General features: G+C 56.4%; 14 protein-coding genes. 1 reads left to right on the top strand and 13 read right to left on the bottom strand.

Translation table 11 applies throughout. The features are described from left to right. Position 1: 1 nt before the first annotated feature. Genes KRX52_RS12575 through gmd form a run of 4 tightly spaced genes read right to left on the bottom strand, consistent with a single transcriptional unit; the run spans position 2 to position 4174 of the window. Positions 2–1111: a glycosyltransferase family 4 protein gene (locus KRX52_RS12575; RefSeq protein WP_217682070.1), complete on the bottom strand. Its 1110-nt coding sequence runs from the start codon at positions 1109–1111 to the stop codon at positions 2–4. Then, positions 1111–2253: a glycosyltransferase family 4 protein gene (locus KRX52_RS12570; protein WP_217682069.1), complete on the bottom strand. Its 1143-nt coding sequence runs from the start codon at positions 2251–2253 to the stop codon at positions 1111–1113. The genes KRX52_RS12575 and KRX52_RS12570 overlap by 1 nt, the downstream gene beginning before the upstream one ends. Next, the gene (locus tag KRX52_RS12565; protein WP_217682068.1) at positions 2250–3140 is read right to left on the bottom strand and encodes a GDP-mannose 4,6-dehydratase; all 891 of its coding nucleotides are present in this window, start codon (positions 3138–3140) and stop codon (positions 2250–2252) included. The genes KRX52_RS12570 and KRX52_RS12565 overlap by 4 nt, the downstream gene beginning before the upstream one ends. Continuing rightward, a complete protein-coding gene (gene gmd, locus KRX52_RS12560) occupies positions 3140–4174 on the bottom strand; it encodes a GDP-mannose 4,6-dehydratase (protein WP_217682067.1) in 1035 nt (344 codons plus the stop codon). Before gmd ends, KRX52_RS12565 begins: the two co-directional genes overlap by 1 nt. A gap of 649 nt (positions 4175–4823) precedes the next feature. Here gmd and KRX52_RS12555 point away from each other — a divergent pair. Then, positions 4824–5126: a DUF2514 family protein gene (locus tag KRX52_RS12555; protein WP_254797576.1), complete on the top strand. Its 303-nt coding sequence runs from the start codon at positions 4824–4826 to the stop codon at positions 5124–5126. On the opposite strand, the gene KRX52_RS12550 is transcribed toward KRX52_RS12555, so the two are convergent. From KRX52_RS12550 to KRX52_RS12510, 9 genes are all read right to left on the bottom strand, one after another. Continuing rightward, positions 5064–6914 carry a DUF7024 domain-containing protein gene (locus KRX52_RS12550; protein ID WP_217682066.1) on the bottom strand — a complete coding sequence of 617 codons (1851 nt, stop codon included), beginning with the start codon at positions 6912–6914 and terminating at the stop codon, positions 5064–5066. The two genes, KRX52_RS12555 and KRX52_RS12550, sit on opposite strands and share 63 nt — an antisense overlap. A 128-nt stretch (positions 6915–7042) precedes the next feature. After that, entirely contained in the window at positions 7043–7975 is a 933-nt protein-coding gene (locus KRX52_RS12545; protein WP_217682065.1) for a glycosyltransferase family 2 protein, read from the bottom strand. Continuing rightward, positions 7968–8345 carry a GtrA family protein gene (locus KRX52_RS12540; protein ID WP_217682064.1) on the bottom strand — a complete coding sequence of 126 codons (378 nt, stop codon included), beginning with the start codon at positions 8343–8345 and terminating at the stop codon, positions 7968–7970. Before KRX52_RS12540 ends, KRX52_RS12545 begins: the two co-directional genes overlap by 8 nt. 12 nt (positions 8346–8357) lie before the next feature. Then, on the bottom strand, positions 8358–9293 hold the full coding sequence (locus KRX52_RS12535; protein ID WP_217682063.1) for an NAD-dependent epimerase/dehydratase family protein: 936 nt from the start codon (positions 9291–9293) through the stop codon (positions 8358–8360). Further along, positions 9290–11005, bottom strand: a complete 1716-nt coding sequence (locus KRX52_RS12530; RefSeq protein ID WP_217682062.1) for a thiamine pyrophosphate-binding protein — start codon at positions 11003–11005, stop codon at positions 9290–9292. The genes KRX52_RS12535 and KRX52_RS12530 overlap by 4 nt, the downstream gene beginning before the upstream one ends. 3 nt (positions 11006–11008) lie before the next feature. Further along, the gene (rfbH, locus tag KRX52_RS12525; protein ID WP_217682061.1) at positions 11009–12322 is read right to left on the bottom strand and encodes a lipopolysaccharide biosynthesis protein RfbH; all 1314 of its coding nucleotides are present in this window, start codon (positions 12320–12322) and stop codon (positions 11009–11011) included. A 29-nt stretch (positions 12323–12351) separates the two neighbouring features. After that, complete coding sequence (rfbG, locus tag KRX52_RS12520; RefSeq protein ID WP_217682060.1) at positions 12352–13437, bottom strand: CDP-glucose 4,6-dehydratase; 1086 nt, start codon at positions 13435–13437, stop codon at positions 12352–12354. 1 nt (position 13438) lies between these two features. Beyond that, entirely contained in the window at positions 13439–14212 is a 774-nt protein-coding gene (rfbF, locus tag KRX52_RS12515) for a glucose-1-phosphate cytidylyltransferase (RefSeq protein WP_217682059.1), read from the bottom strand. A gap of 12 nt (positions 14213–14224) precedes the next feature. Further along, positions 14225–15214, bottom strand: a complete 990-nt coding sequence (locus tag KRX52_RS12510) for a 2Fe-2S iron-sulfur cluster-binding protein (protein WP_217682145.1) — start codon at positions 15212–15214, stop codon at positions 14225–14227. Positions 15215–15300: the final 86 nt, after the last annotated feature.

The raw sequence follows: 15300 nt of genomic DNA, 5'->3' as shown, positions 1-15300 counted from the left end.
GTCATAACAGACTCCGATAAAGGGTGGCATAGGAGGAAACCATCGTCTCGGCGGTAAATTGCTGCTCAAAGCGCAAGAGCGCGCGACGCCCCATCTCCGCAGCCATTGCCGGCTGGTCCCAGAGAGTACGCATCGCCTGCCCGAGCGCCATTGGATCGGCAGGCGGCACGACCAGCCCGGTTTCACCGGCGATGTTGATATAGGTGGTGCCGGTGCCGATCTCGCAGGAAATCATCGGCTTGCCATACATGGCCCCTTCCAGCAGGGAAATGCCGAAGGCTTCGGAGCGCAAGTGAGAAGGAAACACCAGGCCATAGCAAAGCGACAGCAGGGCCACCTTGTCTTCGTCCGGCAGGCTGCCAAGGAAATGCACGTTGCTCAGCCCATAAGCCATCGCCTGCGCCTTGAGCTCTGCCTCCAGTGGCCCGCTGCCGACAATCAGCACTGGCAACGGCGCACTGCGCAGGGCCTCGAGCAGGAAAGCCAGTCCCTTGTAGTAACGCAGGGCGCCGACAAAGAGGAAAAAGCGCTGACCAAAGCGACCCTGCCAATATGCCAACTTTTCGGGAGTGGGCTGTGGGTAAGTTGCCCGATCCAGACCGATAGGGATGACCTCGACTTTATCCCGGAGGTGCTGCAGGACCGGGCTGCTCGCCACATAATTCGGCGAGGTCGCCACGATCCGATCGACACTCGACAGGAACCGATGCATCAACGGCTGGTAGAACTTGAGCAGGGTCTTCTGCTTGACGATATCCGAGTGATACGTGACCACCGTTGGCTTGCGCAGGCGGGTAGCGAAATGCACCAAGTCCATGTAAGGCCAGGGAAAATGGTAGTGGATCAGATCCGCCTGTTTCGCCAACTCGGCGAAATCCCTGAACGCTGACAGCGAAAACCCGGTGGAAGCCAACTCCAGATCCAACCGCGAACGATGCGCCAGATGATTGGCGACTGGCTCCCCTCGCGCGCTGCCGCCACGGCTCAGATAAAGTACTTCGGCCTGGATGCCGTGAGGGATGCCCCCTTCCGCCAGCTGAAAGATGACCTGCTCGATCCCCCCCATGGTTTGCGGGTAGTAGGTCTTGAAGAAGTGCAGCACCCTGGACATCAGCTGCCCACCACCTTCTTGTACACCTCGATGGTCTGCCGGGCGCAGCGCTCCCACGAAAAGGTGGCGGCGTGTCGCAGGCCCGACGCAATCGCCAGCGTACGCCAGGCATCATCCTCAAGCCCGCGCTGCAGATTGGCCGTAAGCGTCTCGACATCCAGAGGCTCGCTCATCAATGCCGCCTCTCCCGCCACCTCGGGCAGCGATGAACTGTTCGAGCAAACGACCGGCACTCCCGAACTCAGCGCCTCCAGCACCGGCAAGCCAAAGCCTTCGTAAAGGGAGGGAAAGGCGAACAGACGGGCTCCGGCAAACAGCAGGGGCAAGTCCTCACCGGGCACAAAGCCCAGGTAGCGTGCCCAGCCCGCGCGCTGTGCGTCTTCGATGCGCCCATGGATCGCCTCGCTCCGCCAGCCCTTGTAACCCGTGAGGATCAGGGGCCAGCGTCGACGCAACGCCAGCGGCAGTCGCTCGTAGGCGTCGAGCAGCGTCTCGATGTTTTTCCGTGGCTCGATGGTACCGACATACAGGCTGTAGCCGCCGGACTGCAAGCCATGACGGCGCAGGAACTCGCTCAGTTCGCTGGCAACACGGGGGCGAAAATCACTCGAACAGGCCAAAGACACCGCGTGGATGCGATCGAGGGGCCAAGCGAAGTATTCCGCGACTTCACGCCGCGTGTATTCAGAGTCGGTGATCAGTCCGCTCGCCCTGGTCAGGCTCTTGTGCATCTCCTTTTGCATGAAGCGCACCCGTTCGCCGGGATGAGAGTCTGCCCAGGTAAACGGTGAGAGATCGTGAAACGTGGCGACGCTGCGCCCAGGAAAGGGAGGGATAAAAAAGTTGGGGCCGTGATACAGATAGTCGCCACAGCCTTTTAACGCATGCCTTTTCAGCAGCGGCATAAGCAGTCGGTAAGCCTCTGTGGCCAGATGACTTTTCTGTATCGCGCGCTTCAGGCCGTAGCCCCCGCCTGCCGAACTGGAAGGCGTGGGGATGGCGTCGAGAAAACGCCTGCCGGCAAAGAGGCGCAGCTCGGAAATATCCGGGCTCTTCGCCAGGCTACGCCCCAGCTCCTGGGTGTAACGGCCAATGCCGGTCAGCGGAAAGCGAACCGGCTCAACGGACAGGATGACTTTCACTGCTCGCCCGCCAACATCCAGCGCAGTGTGTCCACAAGTGGTGGCGTTTGCCAGTCACCCAATACGGAACGCAGCCGGGAGGCATCCCCGCACAGCGTCTTCACCTCGCTGGCCCGCACGAAGGCGGGATTGACCTCGATCTGCAGCTGATGGCCAGTGATTTCCGTGCACATCTCCAGCACCTCACGCAGCGAATGGGTACGCCCGGAACAGACATTGAACGTCTGCCCGCATGGACGCGCCTCGATCAGGCCACGATAGGCGCGCACCACCGCCCGGACATCGCTGAAGTCGCGCCAGACATCCAGATTACCCAGTTCGATCCTTGCCGCCTTGCGCCGGAAATGCGAAACGATCTTGGGCAACAGGAAATTTTCTGTTTGACCGACACCGGTGTAGTTGAAGGGACGGGCGATCACCAGCGGCAGGCGCTCGAACCACAAGCTGGCCATGTACTCCATGGCCAGCTTGCTTACCGCATAGTCGTTGGCCGGGGCCGGAATGGTCGACTCGCTCAGCACACCAGCCGATGCATTGCCATAGACGTTGGCGCTGCTGGCCAGCAGCACGCAGTCAGGCACCTTGCCGGAGGCGGCGACCGCCTCCAGCAGGTTGCGCGTACCGATCAGGTTGACCTGATAGAACGCATTGGCATCGCCATGGCCGACAAAAGCCAGCGCCGCCAGGTGAATGACCACCTCGGGCTGGATTTCGGCAACCGTACGGCGTACAGCTTCCGCATCGAGCAAATCCACCTGGCGGTAATTGACCGTCGCAGAAGGCTGACTGCCGAGGCCGAACACCTCGTAGCCATGCGCGGTCAGCTCTGCCGCCATGTACTGCCCGGTAAAGCCCTGGATACCGGTAACCAGTACGCGCTTGCCCATCAGAAGGAGAATCCCTGCTCGTTCCGACGCAGGTCCGCCTCGACCATCATGCGGCACAGTTCTTCGAGTGAAGTCTTCGGCTCCCAGCCGAGCTTTTCCCTGGCCTTGGCCGGACTGCCAATCAGCAGCTCCACCTCGGCAGGCCGGTAGAACTTCGGATTGATCCGCACCAGAGTCTTGCCGCTGGCAGCGTCTATACCGACCTCCTGCTCCGCCGTGCCCTCGAAGCGCACCTCGATGCCCGCCGCCTTGAATGCCATGGACACGAAGTCGCGCACTGTTTCGGTACGGTTGGTGGCCAGCACAAAGGTATCCGGCTCATCCACCTGCAGCATGCGCCACATGCCCTCGACGTACTCCTTGGCAAAGCCCCAGTCGCGCTTGGCATCCAGGTTGCCCAGTTCCAGCACATCGAGCTTGCCCTGCTTGATCTTGGCCACGCTGTCGGTGATCTTGCGGGTGACGAACTCGCGGCCGCGCAGCGGCGACTCGTGGTTGAACAGGATGCCACTGCAAGCAAAGATCCCATAGGACTCGCGGTAGTTGATGGTCATCCAGTGCGCATAGAGTTTGGCCACGCCATAGGGGCTGCGCGGATAGAACGGGGTGTCCTCAGTCTGTGGAATGGCCTGCACCTTGCCGAACATTTCGGAAGTGGATGCCTGGTAGAAGCGAATCTTCGGATTGACGATGCGGATGGCCTCGAGCAGGTTCACCGCGCCCAGACCAGTGATTTCGGCTGTAGTGAGCGGTTGCTCGAAGGACACCCCCACAAAGCTCTGCGCCGCCAGGTTGTACACCTCGGTGGCCTCGGTGCTCTGCAGCAGGCGGATACTGGCGGACAGATCGGTCAGGTCGTACTCGACCAGATGCAGGTTCGGGCTCTGGGCAATACCCAGCTCCTCAATACGCCAGAAATTCACCGAACTGGTGCGGCGGTAGGTGCCGTAAACGGTGTATCCCTTCTCCAGAAGCAGTTGCGCCAAGTAGGCACCGTCTTGGCCAGTAACACCAGTAACAATTGCTTTTTTCATTTATCAATCCCACCAATATCAATTCAAACTTTTCGTAAAGGACAGGGACAATTCACTGAGCAAAACTATCCACACCCCAGACCAAATCCGACAAAACACTCAGCCATCAAACATCGCGCCAATTAAAACCTATAAACTCCCCTTGCAAAACCACCACTAAACATCGACTAGCGAAACGTGATAGACCTCAACAAAAGTGCCAATTTTCGCGATTCATCATTCAGCCCGATATCCTTTGGACACTTGGCATCCGGAAATGAAAACCCAGCCGCAGATACCGCCAACCTTGAATCGCTCGACAACCGACGTAGGGATCTGCACGTCCAGCGAGTGCTTTCCATCAGTCTGGAGATCAGCCACAGAGCCAGCCCGCCATTACACGGGTACTACTTGTTAACAAGCCGCAGCTCCTAACAGCAGCGGCGATGCTCAATCAGAAAAGCCCTTGCATCGCCACTGGAATCAATACTCTAGCATCTTCTCCTTCTGACGCTGGGGTAGACCAGCCTCCAGAAAAATAATTCACCTCAAAAGATCCGCCCCCTTCAAATACAAGCCGCTCATCAACCTCTACCGACCTAAACAAATCCGCCGCCAATCAACAAGGTGATTCAAGATAGCCAGCAGATCATTGATCAAGCAACAGTTGATGCCGCTCGCGTTTCTGCTCACAGCCTGCGCGGGGCAACTGCCCCTTGCCAGTCGCCTCGCGGCCAGTGAAGCCAGCGGCAGTTCCTGCACTGCCGCCGCCAGCAAGGCAGCTGCCCGCTCCTCGGCTGTCCTTGCCGACGTGCTCAACCTCGCTGATCAGCGAGCGGGCGACCTGGTTGAAGTTGCAGACCAAGTCCGAGCCAGAGGAATGACGTGCGGGCAGGCCTATTACGGTTTATCAGGGCACGGCACGCAAGGTGAGCGTCTGCACTCCAAGGCCGAGCACCCGAGTATCCGCTGATTGCCCTATCTGTGCTGGCGAAACGGCACCTGGCGCCTTCAGTGTGATTCGCAACGAGCCATTCTGAATTAAATCCTTGGGGATTTCTGCCGCTCGCGTGCCGGTTGGCGCAGTCAGATCAAATGTCCACGTCGCGATCTCGGCGCCGTTCACTTCTACGACAATGGTCTGAGTCGGGTGCTGTTGGCTCACATAGGCCATGCCATTAATAACTAGCTGGTACGCGTTGGGCGGCACAGTTAAGAGGACCGATCCGCCGACATTACCGAGTGACCATGCACCCCATTCCTCCGCAAGGCTCCACCCGTTTGATGCATATTGCCACCCGCCCCCCCCCGGAGCAAAGCTGAGCGTTTCGCCCGGAAAATATTGGTTCACGCACGAAGGATTAACAACAACATAGACTTCCCTTTCCAAATATCTTTCATCGCATATTTTTTCGATATGCGGAGTACGCCGAATCATTGCATACTCCGCCCCTTCCGTGATCGACGCCCCGCCTTGCCACGCTATTGCACGGGCATCAAAAGAGTGTTGAAACGCTGCCAGTGAAATCATCACATTAGCCTGCAGCGGTAGCGCGCTGTCATAAAACACCGTATTACCAGGGGTGAAATCAGCCAACTGATATTCAAAAGCATGGTTCGCATATGCCAATGCATTGACGATCGGTGCGGCCGGAGTAGTGTACCCCTTAAGCACAAAGACCGAAGCAAGTCCCGCGAGAACAGGCGCGACCAAACCAGGGTTTAGGTTTTTTTTGCTTACCGATAAATACGATGCTATTACACGGATGGCATTCATCATGCCGAGTGTCAAGACGATGAACATGTGTTTCTTGATAGCGTAGGGAGAGCCATCACCATGCAGTTTCAGTAAGGCAAATTGAAGAACTACCAGTCCAACTGCCACTACGACGGCTGAACCCAAGATCGCGTCGACGTATTCAGCCTTGCCGCGCCAGTATCGACGCAAGTTCCAAGCACCTACTGCCCCGCATATGAGCGCAACCAGCAAAACCCAGCTGTACCCAAAAACCAGGTGGCCATCGATGGCCGAAATCGATCGCATCACTTTGAATGCTGGATTGGTAAAAACGATCACCGCAGAGCCGACGACTAGCGCCACGAGATTGGCAGCATGCCTCATACGCGGAAACGCTTTTTCGTTCCAGCGATTCCACAACTGGAATGCCGTCAAGGCGCAGCCTGCGGCGAGAAGATGAGTCGCAACTAGCGGTTGAATCCACATTGCGACTTGGCCGACCAGTAGGAATGCGATAGTTTGTTGCCAATTCTCTCGATTCTTTGAGACCCATAGGAGAGTGCCAAAATACACCACATCAGCGACGATTTGAGGATAGAAGAAGTTGCCAACCACTTCCCAGCCTATTAGGGAGTGAGTGGGCATCAGCAGTAGGAAAGCGAGCGCTAACAGCAAAGCACGCACCGGCGAACTGGCCCCAACGAGACAAATGATAAGCACGTAGCAGAGGTAGACTGACACGATAGTGACAATCGTGATCCCCACAAGCTCCGATCCACCGATCCACCCGATAATTGTCGCCATCCAATGAGCTACTGGCGGATAGACCGCCATTGGGCCGATACGTTCTAAGGTCTCAGCTCGAACGCCAGCGTGCTTCGTCAATTCATCAACTAGCAAAAAGTGCTGGACGAGATCGAAGCTGGCGGCCTGAATGTATCGAGCGAACCAAAAAGTCAAAAAAGAAAGAATGAATGCGCCAAGCAGAAAATGGCTCGCCTTGAGCTCTAGATTATTTTTCATTATCCAATCCTACGAAATCAGTCGGCGTGAGCCGATTGTGTGCAATGCACCACCGATGCGAGCCACCTTTGCCATGGCTTTTTAAATATTGCACTATTTAACTTATCGACCACTAACAGTCCACGAATTCAATCAAAATTTACACGTTCCAACTCAACCACCAAAGGCATGTTGCGCATCTGGGTATGCACCGACCCCAGGTATTCCCCCAGCATGCCCAAAAACAATATCTGTATCGAACTGAAGAAGAACAGCGAAATCAGCAAGGGCGCGATGCCCATCTGGAACGAGTTCCAGAACAGAAGCTTGGCCACAAGGAACCCGAACGCGATCAACAGGCTGAGTCCCGCCAGCAGCCCGCCACCCATGACCATGAGGCGCAATGGCACCTTCGAGTGATTGGTGATGCCAAGCATGGCGATGTCGTACAGCGTGTAGAAGTTGTTCTTGGTGATTCCGCGCTGGCGCCGTGGTTGCTTGAACGGCACCGTGGCGATGGGAAAGCCAATTTCGCAGAGTAGGCCCCTGAAGTACGGGTAGGGGTCATCGATTTTCTTCAGGATGTCCAGCACGACTCGATCGAACAGGCCGGCGCCGGTGGCGTTCTGGACCAGCGGAACCTCCGAGATTCGAGTGATGAAGCGGTAGTAGGCGCGGCGCAGCAGGAACATCATGCGAGACTCTTCACTTTCCGGCTTCACGGCCAATACCGTCTTGAAGCCCTGCTCCCACTTCTGCACGAACTCTTCGATCATTTCCGGCGGGTCTTGCAGGTCGGAGGCAATGAGCACGCACGCATCGCCCCTGGCCTGGAGCAGGGCGTGGTAAGGCGAGCGGATATGCCCGAAGTTGCGGGCGTTCAGAATAAGTTTTACCCGTTTATCCTGTGCCGCGAGCTCACGCAACTTGGCGATGCTGCCATCGGTCGAGCAGTTGTCGATAAAAATATGCTCGTAATCATAGTCAAGCCGTGACATGACTCCAACGATGCGCTGATAGAGCTCATCAATATTGGCTTCTTCGTTGTAGCAGGGAGTCACAATGCTGATCAGCTTACGCATAATTGAAAACGAACCTGTTATTAATGAAAAATGAGAGTAAGGCCATGGGCAGGATCAGGGCAATACCGGCTAGGTACGGGTCCAGGCCAAACAGCTTGAGCCCTGCGATACCTGCGACATTGGCGCAATAGACAATGCCATAGCCGGCGACAAACTTGAGAATCAGCTTGTTGTTTCTGGAACCAAACACCAGGGCGCCGGTGCTTTTGAAGTTGAAGGCAATACCCAGCACCGTGGCCAGCAACAGCGCAGCGCTGTAGTGCAGACCAAGGTAGAGGAACGCGGCAAAACAGCCATAGCCGAACGCCGCATTCATCAAACCCACCAGCAGAAATCTGAAAAATTTTACCTTGAAAAAACCGCGGAGCATCGGGGGCGCCTTTTATTGTCTGGCATTCAGGTGCTGCCGGATCTCGCTCAGCAGGCCGCTCAACGAGGAATCGCCGGGAACATAGCCGAACAGGTGTTCCGCTTTGCGATTGCGTGAGTAGTAATTGGCCTTGGGGCCTGTGGCGTTGATCTTTGCCTGATCACCCACGACTGTGTATTGCAGGCCGAACTGCTCTCCCAGAGCCGCCAGCAAGTCGAACTTGCCGATGGGCGCCAAGGTGTAGCAGTCGACTACATCGTTGCAAGACGATGACTGCAGGATCCTGTCGATCAGTTGCAGGAAATCGGCAGGCACCAGGTAGTCTCTGACCATGTCGTCCGGGGCTACTTCAAGCACCGCGCCGGATTGCAAGGCGCGCAAGATGTCGCTCAGGAAAAAACGGGCATCGAGCGCTTGGCGATGGCTGAAATAGCTGAACACCCTGACATCCACGATAGCGAATGCGGGTAGCGCCCGATGGCGGCACTCCGCCTGAAATTTGGCAGTGCCGTACCAGTCTTGGGGTTGCAGTGCGTTGACTGCAAAGACCGCCTTCGAGGTTTCGGTCACAGGCGCTTCGAAGTTGGTGCCATACGCGGCGCCGCTGCTCAGGTAGATGTACCTGCACTGAGGGTGACGTTGCAGATAGGACAGGGCGAGGTTGTCGTACTGTTCGGTGACGGTGAAGATGTCCTTACCCATCTGAATGGCACGAGCTGGATCGCCAACACCTACGAAATTGATGATCGCATCGTAAAGGCGGGAGTCATCGAAACTGGCATAGTCGAGTAACGCAAACGACCTCTGCTCGGAAATGGCTCGAATCTCGGGAGCAAACTGGGCCGGCGCCCGCATAAACAGGTCACACTGATATGTTGTCTGTCTGGCGATGCTGGCAATGAGGTCTTTGGCGATATGGCTGGTTGCCCCAAGTATTGCGATCTTCATTCGTCAAGGTCCAGAAGCGGCGATTGCTCATGGATCGGACGGCCAAACTCCAGCCGAGGCCGGCACTCGCGGGCATCAGGCATCAGCACTTCGATGAGCATTGGTTTGCTGCTATTGAGAAACTCGGTCACTGCCGCCTTGAATTGACTAAGGTCGACAACACTTTGCGAGCGGATGCCATAGGCTGTGCCAATGGCCTGGAACTGCGAGGTGTATCCATTCCAGTAGGTTGAGGAGTTACGGCCCTCGAAGTACATCTCCTGGAAGCCGCGAACCATCCCGAGAGAGTGGTTGTTCATCACAATCGTCAGGATCGGCAGCTGATCCCGCGCAATTATGTCCAGCTCCTGAATGTTGAGCTGCGCGCCACCGTCCCCGGTGATAACGATGACCGGCTTTTCGCCGGCGTAGCATGCTCCGACGGCAGCGGGAATGGCGAAGCCCATGGTCCCCAGGCCCCCGGAGTGGTGCATGGATTGGCCGGCGCCCAAGCGTAGAGTATGCGCCGCCCACATCTGGTTGTTGCCAACATCGGCCACGTAGTCGAGCGCGCGGTTTGCGGTAAGCTCGTTCAGCGTCTGCAACAATTCGAATGGGCTGATGCTCCATGCCGAATATTCGTCGACGAACGACTGCTCGAAGGCCTGCAGCAGGCGTGTACGCCAGGCCGCAGGGGCCGGCTTGAGCTTGTGCGCATGCTCGATGAAATCGCAAAACACCGTGTCCAGCCCGATATTGAACGACTGCTGAGCCTTGACCCGGTTGTCCAACTGAGCCGGATCCAGATCGAACTGTACGATTTGTGCATTCGGGGCGAAAGTTTCCGGTTTGGCGCCGGTTTGCCGTACGTCCATGCGGCTGCCGAATACCACCAGCAGGTCGCAATGCTGTACGGCGTAATTTGCCGCTCGTGTGCCATAGGCACCCAGCATGCCCAGGTAGTTCTTGCCCGCGGTCAGCTTTTCCGCACCTTTCAGGCTGGCGACGTGCGGGATGCCCAGTTGATCGACCAGGCTGAGCCAGTGCTTAAATTCAGGGATATTGACGGCACCACCGCCAACCAGGAATACCGGCCGCTGGGCCTTTTCCAGCAACGTCCAGACGTGGCTGAAGGCATCGCTTTTCTCGGAGGTCGACACCGAGTTACAGGCCCAAGTGTGCAACAGCGCGTCCAGGACCGCGTCATCGATCTCGGCGCGCTGGATGTCCATGGGGATGTCCAGCAACACGGGCCCAGGACGCCCTTCGCGGGCGATGGTGATCGCCTTGAGAAGCGACGGAATCAGATCGTCAACATGGGTGACCAGATGAGCGTACTTGGTGATGCTGCTCACCAGGGCAACGCTGTCGAGCTCCTGGAAGCCCTGTTGCCGTATGGGCCTGTCGCCCTTGAGTTCGTGGGTATTGACCTGGCCGGTCAGGAACAGGCACGGGTGACTGTCCAGCCAGCAGTCTGCAATTCCGGTGATCAGGTTGGTGGCACCTGGTCCACTTGTACCCAGTGCCACGCCCATAATCTTGTGATGGGTCGCACGTGCGACAGCAGATGCAGCAAAGGCAGCGCCTTGCTCATGGTGCATGGATACCAACTTGGTCTTGCCGAGCAAATTAATGCTGTCCACCAGATGGGTAATCATTCCACCGATGAGTTCAAAACCATACAGGACGTTATTGTCTGCAAGTACTTTTGCTACTGCATCTGAAGCCTTCATATGTCAGAAACCGATCCCGAAGAACTCTTCCAGTTTTTCACCGACGTAATCGAAATGTTCTTGGCCCAAGGAAGGCTGGACGCCCAGCCAGAAGGTCTGGTTCATGGTCCGGTCGGTGTTGGTCAGTTCACCCACGACGCGGTACTCGACGTTATGGAAGTACGGCTGACGGGTCAGGTTACCGGCAAACAGCAGGCGGGTACCGATCTTGTTCTGATCCAGGAACTTGAGCAGGTCGACACGCTTGACCCCGGCGCTTTCCTTAAGGGTGACCGGGAAGCCAAACCAGGATGGGTCGCTATTGGGGGTGGGTTCGGCGATTTCAAGGAAATCGCTCAAGCTTGCCAGGCGCTCCTTGAGCAGCTTGAAGTTGCGCTTGCGAGTTTCGATGAACTCGGGTGCGCGGTCGAGCTGTGCCAGCCCACAAGCCGCTTGCATGTCGGTGATCTTCAGGTTGTAGCCTAAGTGGGCATACACGTACTTGTGATCGTAACCTTGTGGCAGGCTGCCGAATTGCTGGCCGAAACGGTTGCCGCAGGTATCATCGCAACCGGGTGCGCAGTAGCAGTCGCGCCCCCAGTCACGGAACGATTCGGCAATCAACTTGAGCTGAGCGTTATTGGTGAACACCGCGCCACCTTCACCCATGGTGATGTGGTGGGCCGGGTAGAAACTCAGGGTCGCGATGTCGCCAAAGGTGCCAACCAGTTTGCCGTCATAGGTCGCACCGAGTGCATCGCAGCAATCCTCGACCAGCCAGAGGTTGTACTTTTCGCACAGGGCTTTGACTTTGCCCAGGTTGAAAGGATTACCAAGGGTGTGGGCGAGCATGATCGCCTTGGTCTTGGGGGTGATGGCCGCTTCGATCAGCTCGGGGTCAATGTTGTGGGTCGCCATGTCGACATCGACGAAGACAGGTATCGCCCCGAACTGGACGATGGGGTTGACGGTGGTGGGGAAGCCTGCGGCCACGCCAATGACTTCGTCACCTTTCTTGATAGCACGGTCCCCCAGCTTGGGGGAGGTCAATGTGCTGAAAGCAACCAGGTTGGCCGAGGAGCCCGAGTTGACGGTAATAAGGTATTTGACGCCGAGAAACTCGGCCAGTTTTTTTTCGAATTCAGCATTGAAGCGACCGGTAGTCAGCCAGCCATCAAGGGATGCTTCGACCATCAGTTGCAGTTCGCGCGCGCCAATCACCTTGCCGGAGGGAGGAATGACGGTTTCACCCCCAACAAAAGGTTTGGCAGCCAAGGCAGTCTGGGCGTAGCGCTCAACGAGCTGACTGATTTCCTGACGGAGCATATCGGGGGTCATAGTATTTCCTGCTTAATACTTTTGATTGATTAGGCACCAGCGGACATGGCTGCCATATAACTGTTGATTTCGTCCACGCAATGGGCATGCATATCCTCGCCTCGCAACCAGGCGCGATGCCAGGTGACGATGCGAGTTAGTGTGGTTTCCAGACTCCAGGTAGGCTGCCACTTCAAGTGGGTTCGGGCTTTGGAAATATCCAACTTCAAGTAGCGCGCCTCATGGGGCTGAGGATCGTTGTCAAGTTGCCAACTCGCGCCGGCACCCCATGCCCCCACCATGTGGTCGAGTATCCACTCGACGGGACGTGCATCTTCATCTCGGGGGCCGAAGTTCCAGCCTTGCGCGAATGCATGGCCATGCTCCCATAGGTGCTGGGCCAGGACAAGGTAACCACTGAGCGGTTCGAGCGCGTGTTGCCACGGACGCGTCGCTTTCGGGTTGCGAACGATCACCGGCTGGCCTTTTTCAACCGCGCGCAGAATGTCGGGAATGAGGCGATCTTCTGCCCAGTCACCGCCACCGATCACGTTGCCGGCACGTGCCGAGGCCAAGGCTGGCGCGTCATCAGCGTTAAAGAATGAATTGCGGTAGGCGGAGGTGAGCAGCTCTACGCAGCCTTTGCTGTTGCTGTAAGGGTCGTGGCCGCCCATGGGTTCGTTCTCACGATAGCCCCACTCCCATTCCTTGTTTTCATAGCACTTGTCAGTCGTGACATTGACGATTGCGCGAAGGCTCGGGCATTTGCGTGCTGCCTCCAGCACATGAAGAGTGCCCATGACATTGGTGGCATAGGTCTCGACCGGCTCTCGGTAGGACAACCTGACCAGGGGTTGGGCGGCCATGTGGATCAGAATATCTGGATCAAAAGCCGTCATGCTTTCTGTAATGGCTTGCAGGTCGCGAATATCGCCAATCTGCGATACCGCCATGCCTTGCTCAACACGCGCCTGTTCAAAGAGCGACGGAGTTGTAGGCGGTGCCAGCGCGAAACCTTTGACTTGCGCACCCATGCCTTGTAGCCACAGGGACAACCAGCTGCCCTTGAATCCGGTATGACCTGTGAGGAATACCTTCTTTCCCTTCCAGAAGGCAGCTGTGACGGTAGCTTTCATATTATTTCCAGGTTTTCCAAGGTGCCTTGCCATGCTGCCACAATTTTTCCAGCAGATTTTTATCGTGCAGGGTATCCATTGGCTGCCAGAACCCCTCGTGCTCATACGCCATCAACTGGCCAGCGGCTGCTAGCTCCATCAAAGGCTCTTGCTCCCAGACAGTGCTGTCGTCGGTCAAGTATTCAAGAACTCGAGGAGACAATACAAAAAAACCGCCATTGATCATGGCGCCGTCGCCTTTGGGCTTTTCCTTGAAGTTGAGAACCTGGCCTTGCTTGATGTCCAGCGCACCAAAACGACCAGGGGGATAGGTGGCGGTGAGTGTCGCTGCCTTGCCATGCTGCTTGTGGAAGGCAATGGTGGCGCTGATATTCATATCGCCGACACCATCGCCGTAGGTGAAGCAGAACGCTTCTTCATTTCGAACGTAATCTGCCACGCGACGCAAGCGGCCGCCAGTCATCGAGGAATCACCAGTGTCGACCAATGTGACATTCCAGTCCTCGGCGCGTTTGTCGTGTACTTCCATGGTGTTTTCACGCATGTTGAAAGTTACATCCGACGAGTGCAGGAAGTAATTGGCGAAGTACTCTTTAATCAGATAGCCTTTGTATCCACAGCAGATAATAAAATCATTGATACCGTGCGCGGAATACATCTTCATGATGTGCCAGAGGATTGGTTTCCCACCAATTTCAACCATAGGCTTTGGCCGTACACTGGTTTCCTCACTCAGGCGCGTACCCAAACCGCCTGCCAGAATGACCGCTTTCATGATTGCTCCTTATCAGTTTGAGCTTACAAATGCATCTGAATAAAAATTTTTGACAGGCAGTCCCAAAGCAGTCAATTCATCCCGTGCGGAATGGATCATGTCTTCCGAGCCGCAGGCATAGACGACCGATTGTGTAAGTTCGATGGCATCATTGATTAGCGCCGATTGCACATAGCCAGTCCGTCCTGTCCACTGAGCGTCTGCTCGCGAAAGTACCGGAATGAAGGTGGCGTCCAGCCCCTGAAGTTGCGGGCTCCAATAGATATCGCTGGGCGTACGACCTCCCCAGTAGATGAAAACCTTCTTCCCGTCGGCCATAGAGGGATTACCAAGCAATTGCTCAAGCATGGCTTTGACGGGAGCAATACCAGTACCGGTAGCCAGGAAAACGATGTTTCTAACGGCCTTTTCCCGTAGACTGAAGGTGCCTAGCGGGCCTTCCAGTCGCAAGAGATCGTTGGTCTTTGCACGGGCGAACCAGTACTGCGACATCATCCCTTGCTCGACCTCCCGGATCTGTAACTCCAGTTTTCCGTCAGCACGCTGGGCATTGGCAATGGAATAGCTGCGACGCAGTCCAGCTTCTCCGATGATATCGATGTACTGCCCTGGCAAATAAGTGAATTTGCTGTTGGGCGGCACTCTAAGGATGACTTCCACGACATTGTCGGCCAGCTTGCTGATCGTGTCGATTCTGCACGGGAGTGTCTTCACGATAATGTCGCCGAGTGCGCTCATGTCTTCGGCATCGATCTCCACATCTGTGAGAGCGCTGCGACAGCACGTCAAGATCCATCCTGCTGCTCTCTCATCGGGTGTCAGAGACGTCTCGTCCTTGAAAGCTTCAGTTTCACCGGAGAGCACTTTGGTCTTGCAAACACCACAGCGTCCAGTCCTGCAACTGTATTCGAGGGTGATGCCTTCAGTCCTGGCACTGTCGAGCATTGACGTACCTGCCTCGGAGCTGAATGTTTTCCCGTTATGAAGTTTTACTGAAGCCATATTGGTTACCGGATTTGAAAATTCTGTACGAGGTGGCATCAGGTAGCCACTAGTGCGCTCGACTGGGGTGCCTACCGCCGAGGCGT

Origin of the sequence: Geopseudomonas aromaticivorans (genome assembly GCF_019097855.1) — a bacterium.
Lineage (GTDB): Bacteria > Pseudomonadota > Gammaproteobacteria > Pseudomonadales > Pseudomonadaceae > Geopseudomonas > Geopseudomonas aromaticivorans.
This window is presented reverse-complemented; position numbering and strand designations above follow the sequence as displayed.